The sequence below is a fragment of the Mycobacterium asiaticum genome (assembly GCF_001668675.1).
Taxonomy (GTDB): Bacteria; Actinomycetota; Actinomycetes; order Mycobacteriales; family Mycobacteriaceae; genus Mycobacterium; species Mycobacterium asiaticum_D.
In genome coordinates, this window is record NZ_LZKQ01000074.1 from 16700 (window position 1) to 31599 (window position 14900).

Annotated in this window: 12 protein-coding genes and 1 pseudogene; 5 read left to right on the forward strand and 8 right to left on the reverse strand. The window is 63.7% G+C overall.

Annotation, left to right across the window (positions count from 1 at the left end; all coding sequences use genetic code 11):
• Positions 1 to 13: 13 nt before the first annotated feature.
• The gene (locus tag A9X01_RS07430; RefSeq protein ID WP_081282251.1) at positions 14 to 322 is read left to right on the forward strand and encodes a chorismate mutase; all 309 of its coding nucleotides are present in this window, start codon (positions 14 to 16) and stop codon (positions 320 to 322) included.
• A gap of 4 nt (positions 323 to 326) precedes the next feature.
• Here the strand turns inward: A9X01_RS07430 and A9X01_RS28845 are convergent, their stop codons facing one another.
• From A9X01_RS28845 to A9X01_RS07450, 4 genes are all read right to left on the reverse strand, one after another.
• Complete coding sequence (locus tag A9X01_RS28845; RefSeq protein ID WP_253848997.1) at positions 327 to 839, reverse strand: DUF4190 domain-containing protein; 513 nt, start codon at positions 837 to 839, stop codon at positions 327 to 329.
• Positions 840 to 1018: 179 nt separating this feature from the next.
• A complete protein-coding gene (locus tag A9X01_RS07440; protein WP_081282253.1) occupies positions 1019 to 2977 on the reverse strand; it encodes a type IV secretory system conjugative DNA transfer family protein in 1959 nt (652 codons plus the stop codon).
• 31 nt (positions 2978 to 3008) lie between these two features.
• The gene (locus A9X01_RS07445) at positions 3009 to 3971 is read right to left on the reverse strand and encodes a coiled-coil domain-containing protein (RefSeq protein ID WP_155771977.1); all 963 of its coding nucleotides are present in this window, start codon (positions 3969 to 3971) and stop codon (positions 3009 to 3011) included.
• Positions 3972 to 3974: 3 nt separating this feature from the next.
• Complete coding sequence (locus A9X01_RS07450) at positions 3975 to 4463, reverse strand: hypothetical protein (RefSeq protein WP_155771978.1); 489 nt, start codon at positions 4461 to 4463, stop codon at positions 3975 to 3977.
• Positions 4464 to 5124: 661 nt separating this feature from the next.
• Between A9X01_RS07450 and A9X01_RS29730 the strand changes: the two genes are divergently transcribed.
• From A9X01_RS29730 to A9X01_RS07470, 4 genes are all read left to right on the forward strand, one after another.
• The gene (locus tag A9X01_RS29730) at positions 5125 to 6207 is read left to right on the forward strand and encodes a DUF4352 domain-containing protein (protein ID WP_155771979.1); all 1083 of its coding nucleotides are present in this window, start codon (positions 5125 to 5127) and stop codon (positions 6205 to 6207) included.
• A gap of 103 nt (positions 6208 to 6310) precedes the next feature.
• Positions 6311 to 7285: an esterase family protein gene (locus tag A9X01_RS07460; RefSeq protein WP_065120137.1), complete on the forward strand. Its 975-nt coding sequence runs from the start codon at positions 6311 to 6313 to the stop codon at positions 7283 to 7285.
• A 49-nt stretch (positions 7286 to 7334) separates the two neighbouring features.
• A complete protein-coding gene (gene pgi / locus A9X01_RS07465) occupies positions 7335 to 8993 on the forward strand; it encodes a glucose-6-phosphate isomerase (protein WP_065120138.1) in 1659 nt (552 codons plus the stop codon).
• Positions 8994 to 9147: 154 nt separating this feature from the next.
• Positions 9148 to 12321: an adenylate/guanylate cyclase domain-containing protein gene (locus A9X01_RS07470; RefSeq protein WP_065120139.1), complete on the forward strand. Its 3174-nt coding sequence runs from the start codon at positions 9148 to 9150 to the stop codon at positions 12319 to 12321.
• Between the two features lie 93 nt (positions 12322 to 12414).
• On the opposite strand, the gene A9X01_RS07475 is transcribed toward A9X01_RS07470, so the two are convergent.
• The 4 genes and pseudogenes from A9X01_RS07475 to A9X01_RS07485 all read right to left on the reverse strand — a co-directional run.
• Positions 12415 to 13164, reverse strand: a complete 750-nt coding sequence (locus A9X01_RS07475) for an SDR family oxidoreductase (RefSeq protein ID WP_065120140.1) — start codon at positions 13162 to 13164, stop codon at positions 12415 to 12417.
• A gap of 16 nt (positions 13165 to 13180) precedes the next feature.
• Entirely contained in the window at positions 13181 to 13669 is a 489-nt protein-coding gene (locus A9X01_RS31165) for a zinc finger domain-containing protein (protein ID WP_436405241.1), read from the reverse strand.
• A 132-nt stretch (positions 13670 to 13801) separates the two neighbouring features.
• A pseudogene (locus A9X01_RS31170) lies at positions 13802 to 14044 on the reverse strand (DNA-formamidopyrimidine glycosylase family protein); the annotation flags it as partial.
• 32 nt (positions 14045 to 14076) lie between these two features.
• The coding region (locus A9X01_RS07485; protein ID WP_155771980.1) for a PE family protein at positions 14077 to 14900 on the reverse strand (824 nt) is incomplete at its 5' end.

Sequence of the window (14900 nt, forward strand, 5' to 3'; positions counted from 1 at the left end):
GGCCGAAACCCGGATGAGACCAGACCCCCCACCTCACGAGAACGCGGAGATAGCAGAGATGAACACCATCGATACCGAACAGCTCGGCATTGACGAATTGCGCCAGGAGATCGACCGGCTCGATGCCGAGATTCTGGCGGCGGTCAAGCGGCGCGCGGAAGTATCCCAGGCGATCGGCAGGGTCCGGATGGCCTCCGGGGGTACCCGCCTGGTGCACAGCCGTGAGATGAAGGTGATCGAGCGCTACAGCGAGCTCGGTCCCGACGGCAAAGATCTGGCGATGCTGCTATTGCGTCTGGGGCGGGGACGACTCGGCCACTAAACGGTCAGCTCGACGTCAGGGTAGGCGCCATCGGCAGCGGGACGACCGTGGTCACAACCATGTTGTTATAGCGGTACCTGTTGTTGGGATGATGAGTTTCTTCGGTTGATGTGCCAAGGGCAAACAACCAGAACAGCATGGAACCGGCGAGAACAACTCCACCCACAACGATGCCCGCAATTGCCAAACCACGGCCACTTTCACCGGTGTTCTTGATCTGGTTCAGTGCGATAATGCCGAAAATGGGCCCTGCGAGCGCCCCGATACCGCAACACACCCACCCAATCGCCGAAGCCACCAGCGAGTAGATAGCAAACTTGTTGGTGGTGTTCGTCGGCGGCACCGAAGGCGCGAAACTGAACTCTCCCGGCGGGGGCGGCAGGTAACCGTAGCCCGCCGGCTGCGGTGGGTTGCTGCCTTGCGAAGGCCCGAAGTTTGGGGGCGAAAAGTTGAAGTCGTCCGGGGGCGGGAAACCACGACCTGGCTCTGGCGACACTCCGGGTGGCTGTTCCGACACGACGCGCCTCCTGCGACTTTGCGATACCGGCACTCAAGAGCCTGAAGGATGTACGGATCGTACTCCTGCTGGTCGTGCGATGTCGCCTGCTCAGACGGTTTGCTAAATGCCCCTTCGGGATCGTCCCCGGGGCGCCCCTGCAGCCTCTTAACCACCAGCCCACCGGTTAGCGCGGTTCGCTACTCGGCCACTACCTCCATCCGCGCTCTGAATTCGGCATTCGCATAAGCAAAGTCTTTGCTGACCATTACCGGTTTCGCGCCGCTGGCGATGACGATCTGCCGGTCGCGATAGGCCGGTCCGGCGAGCTCAGCTGCCTCGACGAGGCGTCGTCGGGAACTGTCGTGGAGGGACTCGACGTAGCCGAGTTCCTCGGAGATCTTCTCGGCCAGCCCGTCTGCGCCGCTGGGGTTCATGTAGGTGCGCACGGCGCAAGCCCCCAACATGCCATCAGCGTTGCGGTAGGCCGTCTGGAGTTGCCCCACACTCTGGGCGAACATCCACAACCGGAGCCCGTATTTGCGCCCGATGTTGAGGGCCTCGTCCACCGGCGGCATGTTCCGTAGCCGAGGAAGCTCGTCGAGCATGAAAAGAATGGGCGGCGAACCCGGCGGCGGGACTTTGCCGCCGGTGAGCATGCGAATGTGCTGGCCGATGAAGACTCGCAGCAGCGATAGGTAGGACTCGACTTCATTGGGCCGTATGTAGATGTAAATCGTCGGGTTGGTGCCGTTGCGCAAGTCTTCGGGACTCCAGTCCGCAGTCGAGGTGGCGCGGGCAATACGCTCGCCCGCCCAAGCGCTCAGGCTCGAGCGGGCGGTCTGTAGAACGCTGCTCAACGTTCTCTCGTTCATATCCGACAGCGAGTTGGCGTGTTGGGTCATGACGCGCACGTTGGTGGCTAGGCGGAGCCCCCGAATCATGTTGTCCCAGGGTTTGCCGCCGTAGAGGACATCGAGGACAGCGTGCATCGGGCGCTGGTCGGGGGGGTTGGCGTTGCAGACGTAGGCGATCACGGCGGTCAGGACAGTGCGGGCTTCGTTGTCCCAGAACGGGTCGCTGGACATGGTCGGGACGATCATCATCTCGGCCAGTAAACGAGAGTCCTCCCATATGTAGTCAGGATCGCTGTTGACGAAGGTAAGGGGGTTGTATTTGTGGCTGTCCGATGGCTCGAGCGGGCTGAATTTAAACACCGGACCCACGTTTTTCATTCGCCAGGCGGCTGTCTTTTCGTAGATGTCACCGGATATGTCAAGGACAACGGCTGGCCCTGGCCAGGTGAGCAGGTTGGGAAACACATTGCATTGGGTCTTACCCGAGCCAGGGGGAGCGATCGTCACTATTGACCCTTCCCCGGAATAGGTGAGCGGGGTTCCATCTTTGAACGAGCCGATGCGAACGGCGTAGTCACTCATTTTCGCGAACGGTGAGCCCGCCAGTTGCGATGGCTTCAGCCATGCACCGTCGCCCGTTGGGGTCAGTTGCTCAGCGAACTCCTGCAGCATTTCCCGAAAATCGGGCGGTAGTTGCGGTTGGTCGAGGAACTTTCGCACATGCTGCTGCATGGCAGTAATAGTTTGGTCGATGCTCGGGATAAGGCGCCGGACCGCGTCTACCGCTTCCTCACCGTGACGCAGGCCCTGATATTGGTTCTGGCCCTCTAATGAGCCTTTACCACCACCATATATCAATGCGACTCGCCATCCTCGGTACATGTCTACATTACTCTCATAGGCGCTGTTGAGAAGTTCGGCGAGCTTCAGATAAGAGCGTTCCTTTAGATCCATACTGGATAAGTTCCTGGTTACGGTGAAGAAAACATAGCCTCTGCTCGCTTGAGCTTTGGGAGCGGAAAATACCGTTGCCCCGGGTACTTCGCGATATGTGATGAACGTGTGAAATCTTGTCGCCCATACGGTGGCGGTCCGCTCCTCGAATAGCGCATTAATACGCCCCACGCGATGCCCGTGACTCGGGCCGAGCCACGCCAGCCATTTCTGCATGAAATCGGCTTCTATGTGCTGCATCTGGGACTCGGAGAGGAAAACCACCATCGCAGCGCCCTCCTCATCGTTCTCCTGGGCGAAGCTGTATATTACGCCATTCCTGCTTGCCGTGGCGGTGCTCGACAGCACACAGCGCGAGTTCCCTGGGGCCGGGGGTCTCTTATCTTTCTAGAGCGTCGCGTGCAGCTTGCTGCCGCCGCATCTCCTCTTGCCGCTCCCGTTCCAGCCGCTCTTGCTCCCGTCGCGCTTCCTCCCGGGCCTGTTCCAGCCGAGCTTCCTCCCGGGCTTGCTCCTCCCGCAAGGCTTGTTCCAGGCGCGCTTGTTCTTCCCGATCCTGTTCCTCACTTAAGGCTTGTTCCAGCTTGGCTATATCCTCTCGGGCTTGTTCCTGCCGGGCTTCTTCCTGGCGGATTTCCTCCTGTTCCGCCTGCCGGATTTCCTCTTGCCGGGTTTCCTGCTGCCGGATGTCCTCAGATTGTTCCCGCTGTTCCCCTTTGAGTTGCTGCTCGTGAATCTTCTGCTGCTCAAGCTCTTGCTCGTGTTGCAGCTCTCGTAGCTCAGCGGCGTGTTCTTCCGCCTGCTCTCGTTGCAAATCCATGGCCGTTTCATTGAAGCGAGCCAGCTGCTGCTGCATTACCTCCGGCGAATCCTTATATTGCTCAGTGATGTTATTCCGGTATTTCTGGATATCATTCTCGAGGTCGGCACGACTGATTTCGTGTTCCGCTTGCAACCTCATAATCGCGTTGATCTCTGTCTCGACCTGCCGGCCGCCGATTTCGACTCCCTGTAATTCATCGAGCGATCCGTTTACACTCTCGGTCGGCTCATCCGCCAGCAATTGCTCTAGGGATCCTGCGGCAACATCGGCTACCTGCCACGCCACGTTTGAGGGAGTGACATCTCCCAGTTCTCCTGTAATCTCACGGCGGCCCGCCATCTCGATTTCATTAGCAAGGCCATCCGGAAACGCGATGCCGGTCAACTTGCACGCGAGGTCTATGTATGGCTCTAAAGTACTGTGCCAGGAAATTACCTTGATGACCTTTTCGAGAGCGACACGGTGCTCCAAGCAATGAGCAGTCGCCCACGCACTGACGTGATGATCAATATCCGACAGCATGGTTCATGGTCTTTCCGGTGAGTGGGGCCAATCAAGGTACAGAAGTCTGCTTCCCATAAGACCGTGTGCGAGTCGTGTCACGACTGCCTCGGCGGTATCGGTGGAAAGACCCTCAATTCGGTCGACGACTCGTTCAACGATTTCCCGCAGCGATCGTGCACCGTCGAATTCCCACCAGAACCTCACGCCGATGACGTCGAGCGACACGGGGGCAGGAAGCGACAACGCGCTGTTTTGGATCTCAAATCTCGCCGGGTCACTGCCAGTGTTGCCCAATCCGACGCCGAGCGGAACGGGCCGCAGGCGCTCGACCGCGCCGCCCAATGCTTTTCCGGGCTCGATCGTGGCCAACAGGTCCAGCCTTCCGAGCCGGGCGATTGCGTGTTCCAGTTCAGCCCATTTTCGGCTCGTTGCGAACTCGGTTGCTGTGCTGACCGTCATTGGAGTCAGCAAGACGGTCCATATTCCGTAATCAACATTGTCCAGGGACACCAATTCTCCGCCTCGCCGGACGACCCCCGCCGTCTCTCCGCTGTCCGGATCGGCAACCACGCCTAGAGGGATTCCGACAGCTACGTGGCACGGACCGGGTCCTGTCTCGTGTTGATTCACCGGCTCAACCTCCCAGGGCCGTTACGCCACTGAATGGTATGCCCGCGCGGCGGTGTGGGTAGCGACGAGATTGGCGTGCTCCCATCAACGGTCTGGCGTACGCGGGCTGGGCTCTGAGAGTCACAGTCCTGTGGCCACCAGCTTGCTGAAATTTTGCGCGTAAACTATTCGGCTGCACTGTGTCTCGCGATTACGGTGACGCGGGCTAGCTAGGTACCGAGGTAGTTTCTGCGGACCCGCCGCCGCCTACCCAGCTGGCGCAGGACCGCCGGCGGTTCTTTCGCAGCACGGCCGGCACCGCGACGCTTGTGCGGTTTGCACATCGCGCAGCCGCGCCAGGAGCGCGAAGGATGATGGCTGGGCATCTGGAACTCCTTCACTAAACAGAGCGGCTGGACAAGGAGTCAGAATAGTCGCCGAACATGCTGGATGACCAGCATCGTCACGGGTCAGAAGCACTAAGCGTCGAGGTAGCATTTTCGTGGTAATGACGCGGCCAATTCAGTCAGGTTGGGACCCCGACCCATCAGGTGCCCGGGGGTTGCGTTACTGGGACAGAATCGGCCGAACCGATCGCACGTCAGCATATGCGCCGGCCCTCCAGAACAACGACGGCGCAGCATCACCGACCCCCGCACGCCTTCCCGGTTTCAGGTCTCAACTGGCCCTGATCGCATTCGGCATGTTCGTCGCCGTCGGCGCGATTCTCGCTCCATGGAAAGTGGTTGCGGGCATTGCACTTATCGTTGTCCTTGTCGTCACTCCTGTCGCGCTGGTTGCGCGGGCTGCTCAACGCCGCCGCGCGAATATCGCGGCACTTTCCAAACGCGCTGACGACCAACACCAGGCGGTGGTTCAGGGAGACGACGAGTGGGGTGTGTTCGGCCGCGAACCACCGACACAGTTGGTTGACAGTCCGGTCACGACTCCGCGGCCCAAGCTGACGAAGCGGGATCGGCAGTGGATCGTTGCCGGCTGCGCAACTTCAGCGGGGGTGGTGGTGTTCTTCACGGCAGCGATCGCCGAGTTGGTCCAATCCGGCGAACGGACCTCCGACCCAGTGTCCGCGACGAGTAGAACCCCCGCTTCGGAGGCCCCGCAACCGCGGATTGTGCCAGTTCCGCAACCTTTTACGCCTGGTCGGTCGTTACCGCCGTTGACAATTCCCGCAATCCCGTTCCCGTTCCCTTCGCCGGCACCCACGCCCAATACACCGACCGGCGTACCGGCAGCAATCGGCCAGCCTGCAACAGATGGCCAACTAACGTTCGTCGTAACTTCGTTCGATCGGTCGAAAACGGCGGGCAACGCCGCTATCCCCTACCTGCAAGTGACCGCAAAGGGCATGTTCGTCAGCGTTCACGTGGCGATCACCAACACCGGGCTGCGACCCGTTGTGCTGTTCGCAAGGGATCAGAGATTCCAGGCCAATGGTGTCGGTTTCGGTGTCGACCCAGCGGCTACGTTGTGGTCACTGACGACCGCGGTCGACATCGGTGCCGGCGCCAGTGTTTCTGTGATTTATTCGTTCGACGTGCCTGATAACCCGTTTACCGGAGGCACAGTCGAGTTGCACGCGGCGTCGACGACGCGGGGAGTCGCTGTGGCATTACCTCCCAACTAAATGTCGGGCGCCGCAGAGGCCGAGGACGACTCGGCCACTAAACGGTTACTGTTGCCGTTACATTCAGCCACTACCAGTTTTGCTGGGGTAAATTTCGCCGGAAATGGTGACGGCATTGACAGCTGGTGTTTCGCCGCTGCGCCGGTTGATGTTTTTGTTGACCGCAGCGTTGCTGGCCCTGCTGGGTGGCCTCTCCAACAGCTCCGGGACCTCGTCGGCTTGGTCGCGGCAGGGTCAGCCGATCGAATACCTGATGGTCCCGTCGGCGGCCATGCACCGACAGATCAAAGTCGAATTTCAAGCCGGCGGCCCCCATGCGGTGTATTTGCTCGACGGGATGATGGCCCGTGACGACTTCAACGGCTGGGACATTCATCTGCCGGTATTCGACTGGTTCGCCCCGAGCGGCCTGTCGGTGGTGATGCCGACCGGCGGAATGGCGAGTTTCTACTCCGACTGGTACCGCCCGGCCGTCGGCAACGGCGGCACGTGGACCTACAAGTGGGACACGTTCCTGGCCCGAGAGCTGCCGCAGTGGTTGGCGACCAACAAGGCGATCAGCGCGTCGGGCAACGCGGTGGTCGGTGCATCGATGGCGGGTTCGGCGTCCCTGATCCTGGCGGCCAACCACCCGCAGAACTTCGCCTACGCGGCCTCCATGTCGGGGTTTCTCAACCTGTCCGCCGGCAATTGGCCGTCGCTGGTCAGCGCCGCCCAACTGGGTTCCGGCGGCTTCCGCTCCGAGGCCATGTGGGGACCGCCCGGCGACCCGGCCTGGGCCAGCAACGACCCCACGGTCAACGTGGCGAAGCTGGTCGCCAACAACACCCGCATCTGGGTCTACACCGGCAACGGCGGCAAATCGGACCCCGATACCAAGCTGGACGCCAGCCTGCTGGAAAGCGCAACGCGCATCAGCAACAAGGTTTTCCAGGCCCGGTACAAGGCCGCGGGAGGGCGCAACGGGGTGTTCAACTTCCCGGCCAACGGCACGCACACCTGGTCGTATTGGGGCGAGCAGTTGCAGGCGATGCTGCCGGATCTGCAACAGGTGCTGGGTGCCACGCCGTCGCCCTGATCGGTGTCGGGCACTGACCGGTAGCCCGTCGCCGCACTAGGGTCGAATCATGACCTCCGAGACATCAGACATCACCGCCACCCCGGCGTGGGACGCGCTGCGCCGGCACCATGACCAGATCGGAGAAACCCACCTGCGGCAGCTCTTCGCCGACGATCCGGATCGCGGCCGCGAGCTCACCCTGACCGTCGGTGACCTCTACATCGACTACAGCAAGCACCGCATCACCCGCGAGACGGTGCGCCTGCTGATCGACCTGGCGCGGGCGGCCAACCTGGAAGAGCACCGCGATCAGATGTTCGCCGGCGCGCACATCAACACCTCCGAGGACCGCGCGGTGCTGCACACCGCGCTGCGGCTGCCGCGCGACGCCGATCTGATCGTCGACGGCCAGAACGTAGTGCGCGACGTGCACGAGGTGCTCGACGCAATGGGCGATTTCACGGACAAGCTGCGCAGCGGCGAGTGGAAGGGCGCTACCGGGGAACGGATCAAGACCGTCGTCAACATCGGCATCGGCGGCTCGGACCTGGGTCCGGTGATGGTGTACCAGGCGCTGCGTCACTACGCCGACGCGGGCATCTCAGCGCGCTTCGTCTCCAACGTGGATCCGGCCGACCTCGTCGCGACACTCGCCGATTTAGAACCCGCCACAACGCTTTTCATCGTCGCCTCCAAGACCTTCTCCACGCTCGAGACCCTGACGAACGCGACGGCCGCGCGCCGCTGGCTCACCGATGCGCTCGGTGACTCCGCGGTGTCGAAGCACTTCGTCGCGGTCTCCACCAACAAGCGGCTGGTCGACGAGTTCGGCATCAACACCGACAACATGTTCGGTTTCTGGGACTGGGTCGGCGGCCGTTACTCGGTGGACTCGGCGATCGGGCTGTCCGTGATGGCCGTCATCGGCCGAGAGGCGTTCGCCGACTTCCTGTCCGGATTCCACATCGTCGACGAGCACTTCAGGACGGCCCCATTGGAGTCCAATGCTCCTGCGCTGCTTGGACTTATCGGTCTGTGGTACTCGAATTTCTTTGACGCACAGTCGCGTGCGGTACTGCCGTACTCCAATGATCTGGCCCGGTTCGCCGCCTACCTGCAGCAGCTGACCATGGAGTCCAACGGTAAATCGACCCGCGCCGACGGCACACCGGTAACCACCGACACCGGTGAAATCTATTGGGGCGAACCGGGAACCAACGGCCAGCACGCTTTCTACCAACTGCTGCACCAGGGGACGCGTCTGGTGCCGGCGGACTTCATCGCGTTCAGCCAGCCGCTCGACGACCTGCCCACCGCCGAAGGCACCGGCAGCATGCACGACCTGCTGATGAGCAACTTCTTCGCCCAGACCCAGGTGCTGGCGTTTGGCAAGACCGCCGAGGAGATCGCCGACGAAGGCACCCCCGCCGACGTGGTGCCGCACAAGGTGATGCCCGGAAACCGGCCCACCACCTCGATTCTGGCGACCCGGCTGACACCGTCGGTACTGGGACAGCTGGTGGCCCTCTACGAGCACCAGGTGTTCACCGAGGGCGTGATCTGGGGCATCGACTCGTTCGACCAGTGGGGCGTGGAGCTGGGCAAGACGCAAGCCAAGGCCCTGCTGCCGGTGATCACCAGCGACTTTGCGCCGGAGAAGCAATCGGACAGCTCGACCGACGCGCTGGTACGCCGCTACCGATCCGAGCGCGGCCGCGCCAGTTAGGTTGCGCGGCCTTCTTGCGCGAGCAGACGTGAAAGCTCCTCCCGACCCGGCGTGTCGGGAGCTTTCACGTCTGCTCGCCAATCAAAGTCGTTCGAAGTCCGACCGCCTATCCTTTGTCTGTGCCCGTTCGCGTCAGTGGTCGGCGGAGCCGCGCATGAAAGCCATCGCGGCATGCCCAACGTGTGCCACTGAAATTCTCGAAACCGCCCGCTTCTGCCACGGCTGCGGCTCGCCGGTGCGAGATGCCGACACCCGCGCCGAGTACAAGCAGGTCACCGTCTTGTTTGCCGACGTGGTTCATTCGATGGACATTGCGGCGGTGGTCGGTGCGGAGCGGCTGCGTGAGATCATGGCCGATCTCGTCGCGCGCTGCGCCGCAGTGGTCAGGCGGTACGGCGGCACGGTCGACAAGTTCACCGGCGACGGGATCATGGCGGTGTTCGGCGCTCCGGTGGCATTGGAAGACCATGCGGTTCGCGCTTGCCTGGCGGCCCTGGAGGTCCAGGGCGAGGCGGTCGAGTTGGCTCCAGAGATCCAGCACCGCGATGCCGTGGAGCTGCGACTCCGAGTCGGACTGAATTCGGGACAAGTCGTCGCCGGTGAAATCGGTGCGGGCGGCTTGGGCTACACCGCCGTCGGCGAGCAGGTGGGGATGGCGCAGCGGATGGAATCGGTCGCGCCGCCGGGCGGGGTAATGCTCAGCGAGGCAACGGCAAGACTGGTTGAGCACGCGGCAGCGCTGGGCGAGCCGCAACTCGTCCGCATCAAGGGAAATGATCAACCAGTAGCTGCTCGAAGATTGTTGGGCTTGGCGGAACGGCATCAGACAGCGGGCCCGGCAAAACCGAATCTCGTTGGCCGACGGGAAGAGATGTCCGCCGGCGAGGAACTGCTGGAACGCGCTGCCAGCGGCACCGGCACGGTGGCAGTCCTGGTGGGCTCCGCCGGAATTGGCAAGAGCCGTCTGATGCATGAAATATGTGCGGTGGCAGTTGCCCGAGGCGTCGAAGTTGTCGGCGCGTTCTGCGAATCACACACCACTCAAATGCCGTTCCATCTCGTAGCCCGCCTGTTACGGGCGGAGGCACATTTGTCGGGTCTGGATGCCGAAGCGGACCGCGCTCGGCTACGCGACCGCTACGCCGATGCCGATGCCGATCCGGAAGACCTTGCCTTACTTGAAGATTTGCTCGGCATCCGGGATTCCTCCACTCCCCTGCCCGATATTGCCCCTGATGCGCGTCGTCGGCGTTTGACCGCACTGGTGAATACCGCCTCCCGCGCGCGTCGGAACCCGGCGGCCTGGGTCATCGAGGACGCGCACTGGATCGACGAAGCCAGCGAATCGATGCTGGGTGACTTTCTCACGGTCATCCCGCAGACGCCCACGTTAGTGCTAATCACCTGCCGTCCTGAGTATCGGGGCGAACTCACACATGTCACCGGGGCCGAAACGATTAGTCTTGCGCCGCTGGATGATCCAGAGTCCTCGATGCTGCTTGGGGAGCTGCTCGGATGCGACCCGACAGTTGCAGAGCTGGCGAAGACAATCGGAGCACGGGCGGCGGGCAACCCATTCTTCGCCGAAGAAATGGTGCGGGATCTGGCCGAACGCGGTGTGCTCTGCGGCAGCCCAGGGGCTTACACCTGCCGCGCGGATGTCGGTGACGTCAGTGTGCCCGCCACCCTTCAGGCCACGATCGCAGCCCGCATCGACCGACTCGAACCGTGGGCAAAACGGGTGTTACGGGCCGCGGCCGTGATTGGCTCGCGCTTCAGCGCCGACCTGCTGACCTCGATGGACGTCGATGCGGTCCCGCGCAGTCTGCTCGACGCCGAGCTGATCGAACGGGTTGAGTCGGGGACGTCAGAGGAATACGCGTTCCGTCACCCGATGATCCGTACCGTCGCGTACGAGTCACAGCTCAAATCCGACCGTGCCGGCATGCACCGGCGGCTCGCTGCCGCGGTCGAGAGAGGGATGCGAGGGTTGATCGGCGAGAACTCCGCATTGATCGCCGAGCATCTTCAGGCCGCCGGGGACCTGCGCGAGGCCTACGTCTGGCACCTACGTGCCGGCGAGTGGGCCACCACTCGCGACAAGGCCGCGGCGTGTCGCAGCTGGGAGCGCGCGCGCCGGATCGCCGATGCGCTGCCAAACGATTTCCCGGACCGGATCTCGATGCGCATAGCACCACGTACTTTGCTTTGCGCCAACGGGTTCCGCGCCCATCTCGAGATCGAGCCGTACTTCCAGGAACTGCGGGAATTGTGCTCGGCAGCCGGGGACAAGGCGTCCCTGGCTATCGGCATGGCGGGCCTGATCATGGAGCACTTCGTCTACGGCCGGGTCCACACGGCATCCCGCCTAGCCTCCGAACACATGACGATGATCGAATCGATAGGCGATCCGACGCTCACGATCGGGCTGTCGCTGGGAGCGATCGCCACCAAAATCCAGTCCGCGGAGATGCGCCTGGTGCTGGCCTGGTCGCAAAACGTCGTCGAACTGGCCCAAGGCGATCCCGCCCGCGGAAACGCCATCGTCGGTTCGCCTCTGGCGGTGGCGCTGGCGACGCGCGGCACCGCTCGATGGGCCCTCGGCGACACCGGGTGGCGAAAAGACTTGGAGGACAGCGTTGCAACAGCGCGCGGAACTGAACCGTGGTCGCACGCCATGGTCGTCACGTACAAGTACCTTGGGGCGATACCCAACGGAATCCTGCTGGCCGACGACCTTGCCCTGCAGGAGATCGGCGCGGCGCTGCGCAACGCGGAGCGTTCAAGTGACGACCGGGCGCTGGGCCTGGCCAAGGTGACCGAGGGTATTGCATTGGTGCATCGGGAATCCATGCAAGAACGGCAGCGCGGCCTCGATGTGTTGCGGGATGTCTGCGAGATGTGCGAGCACGACCAGTACTACCCCTCGGACCGCCCCGTCGCCAATGTCTGGGCAGCATGGGAACTCGCCAGGCGCGGTGATCGCGAATCCGCCCTTTCGCGGTTGCGTGCGGCGGTCGACGAAATGTTCGGCGCCGGCCAGTTCGGGCATTGCGGCGCGGCTACCAGTGCGTTGGTCCAGACGCTGTTGGCCGGCGGCACCGACGGTGCCATCGCCGAAGCCGTCGAGGCGATCGACAGGATGGCGGCCGCGCCGGGCGACCAGGGTTTGGTATCGCGGGAGATCCAGCTGGTACGGATGCGCGCGCTCCTCGCTCATGCGCGTGGTGATGCGTCTGAATACATCAAGCTTCGGGATCGCTACCGCGACATGGCGACAGCATTGGGTTTTCAGGGGCATATCGCTTGGGCCGCGGCCCTGCCATGACGCGCGAGTTAGTTTGCGCGAGCAGACGCAAAGACTCCTCCCGACCCGGCGTGTCGGGAGCTTTCACGTCTGCTCGCGCAAACCTCGCGCAACCTACGCGAAGCGCTTCGTCAACGGCGGCGGCAACACCCGCATCAGCTGCACCAGCGGCGCCCACGGCCACCATGGCACCGCCGCGCGACCGGGCTCGCGCTCGATGGCGTCGACGAGCGCCTTGACGCCGGTTTCGTTGTCCACCATCAGCATTGTGCTGTTCGACTTGGCGGTCATCTCCGACTCGATGTAGCCGGGCTCAATGACGGTCACCTTGACCGGGCCTTTGGCGTACTCGGCCCGCAACGACTCGCCCAGCGAACTCAGTCCGGCTTTGCTGGCGGCATAGGCCGCCTTCACACCCGGCACTCCCTTGTTGCCCAGCACCGACGAGATCAGCACCAGATGCCCCGACCCGCTCTTGTTGAACATCTCCAGCGCGGTCTCGATCTGCACCAACGCGGCGATCAGATTGGTCTCCAGGGTCGCTTTATTCGCCCACAGCTTGCCCGACCCCAGTTTGGCGCCCTTGCCGATGCCGGCGTTGACGATGACGCGGTCGATGCCGCCGAGCTCGTCGCTCAGCTCGGCGAACACCTTGGGCACCTGGTCGTGGCCATTGACGTCCAGCGCCGCTACCGCGATCTTGGTGCTTGGATGCTGTTGCGAGAGTTCGGCTTTGAGTTCGTCCAGGCGGTCGGTGCGACGGGCGCACAACGCCAGGTCGCGCCCCTTGGCGGCGAAGGCGCGGGCCATTCCGGCACCCAGCCCGGAACTGGCTCCGGTGATCAGGATTTTCTGGCGAGTCACCCAGGCAGCATATCGGCTACTTCAGCAGCCGGGACATGCGCCGGTCGGCCAACACCTTGCCGCCGGTCTGGCACGTCGGGCAGTACTGAAATGACTTGTCGGCGAACGACACTTCCCGCACCGTGTCCCCGCAGACCGGGCAGGGCAATCCGTTTCGGGCATGCACCCGCAGCCCGGAGCGCTTCTCCCCCTTCAGCATGGCCGCACCCTGGCCGACCGATCGGCTCACCGCGTCGGTGAGAACGGAGATCATTGCGTCGTGCAGCGTGGTGAGCTGCTCGTCGGTCAATTTTGCTGCGGTGGCGAACGGCGAGAGCCGGGCGACGTGCAGGATCTCGTCGCTGTAGGCGTTGCCGATGCCGGCGATCACCTTCTGGTCGGTGATGACGGTCTTGATCCGCCCGGTGTTGCCGGCCAGCACTCGAGCCAGGTCGTCCGGCCCTAGTTCCAGCGCGTCGGGACCCAGCGTGGCGATCTGCGGTACCTGCTGAGGGTCGGTGACCAACCAGACGGCCAGCCGCTTCTGGGTCCCGGCCTCGGTGAGATCAAAACCTGGCGCCTCCCCCGGCGTCCCGAGATGCACACGGAGCGCGATCGGCCCCTTGCCGGGGCGCAGCGGCGCCGCCGCCGCCTTGTCCGACCAGCGCAACCAGCCCGCACGCGAAAGGTGGGTGATCAGCCACAGCCCGCCGGCCTGCAGACCGAGGTACTTCCCCCAGCGTCCTGCCTCCGCCACGGTCTGGCCGTGCAGGGCGTTGATCGGCGGATCGAAGGTCTTGAGCACCGACAACGCGGCGACGTCAACGCGGCCGACCGTCAAACCGACGGCATGTCGACGCAGATGGTCGGCCAGCGCTTCGATCTCGGGGAGTTCAGGCACCTGTCCAGTTTGCCGGTTGCGGCGCCGAAGTGTCAGGCCCCTTCGGCAGCACCCTCAGCCGGAGCAGCGGGTGAACCCAGTTGTTCACCACCGCCGAGGAAACCGCCCTGACCGCCACCGCGGGAGTAGAAGCTTCCTTCACCGCTGGCGAACTGGTCGGCCGGTGCCGGCGCACTGTGGCCGAGCAACGCAGCGTTCTCGCTGGCCTCACCGCCCAGCCAGCCGCTGTGCACGGCGATACCGCTGCCGTTCTCGGCCTGACCGTTGCTCTCGCCCGCTGCGCTGGGACTGGCGACGGCGGCTGCGGGCGCGGCACTGCTGCTGAGACCGTTGGCGCCACCCTGACCGAACACCAGTGGGCTGATGGCACCGAGGTTGCCCTCACTTTCGCCCGCTCCGTCCACGGGAGCCACGAGGGCGGCGCCCGGCAGGACGCCTGCGTGCGTGGAATCACCGACTGCACCGAGGCCGGCATAGCGCAGGCCGGGCAGCAAGCCGGCGGCACCGGCGCTACCGCCACCGCTGGCCACGACACCGCTCGCACCGCCAGCGGAGGAAGCACTGACGCCCGACGCCGCGCCGGCGCCGTTCCCGATCTGAACGAGGGTGCCGCTCTGCGTGCGCGCCAGCACCTGCTCACCACCGGCCGCGGCCGGCGTCGAGCCGCCGGCGGATGAGCCGCCGGCGGATGAGCCGCCCACGGCCATTCCGGGCAGTGCCGCCGCCGTTGCGCTGATAGCGGTCGCGGCGTCCTGCATGGGGGTCGAGTTGCGGGCCTCCGCGGCGTCGTACTGGTTCGCGCCCGCGGTCATCAGCTGGACGAACTGCTCGTGAAACGCCACAGCCTGCGCGCCGC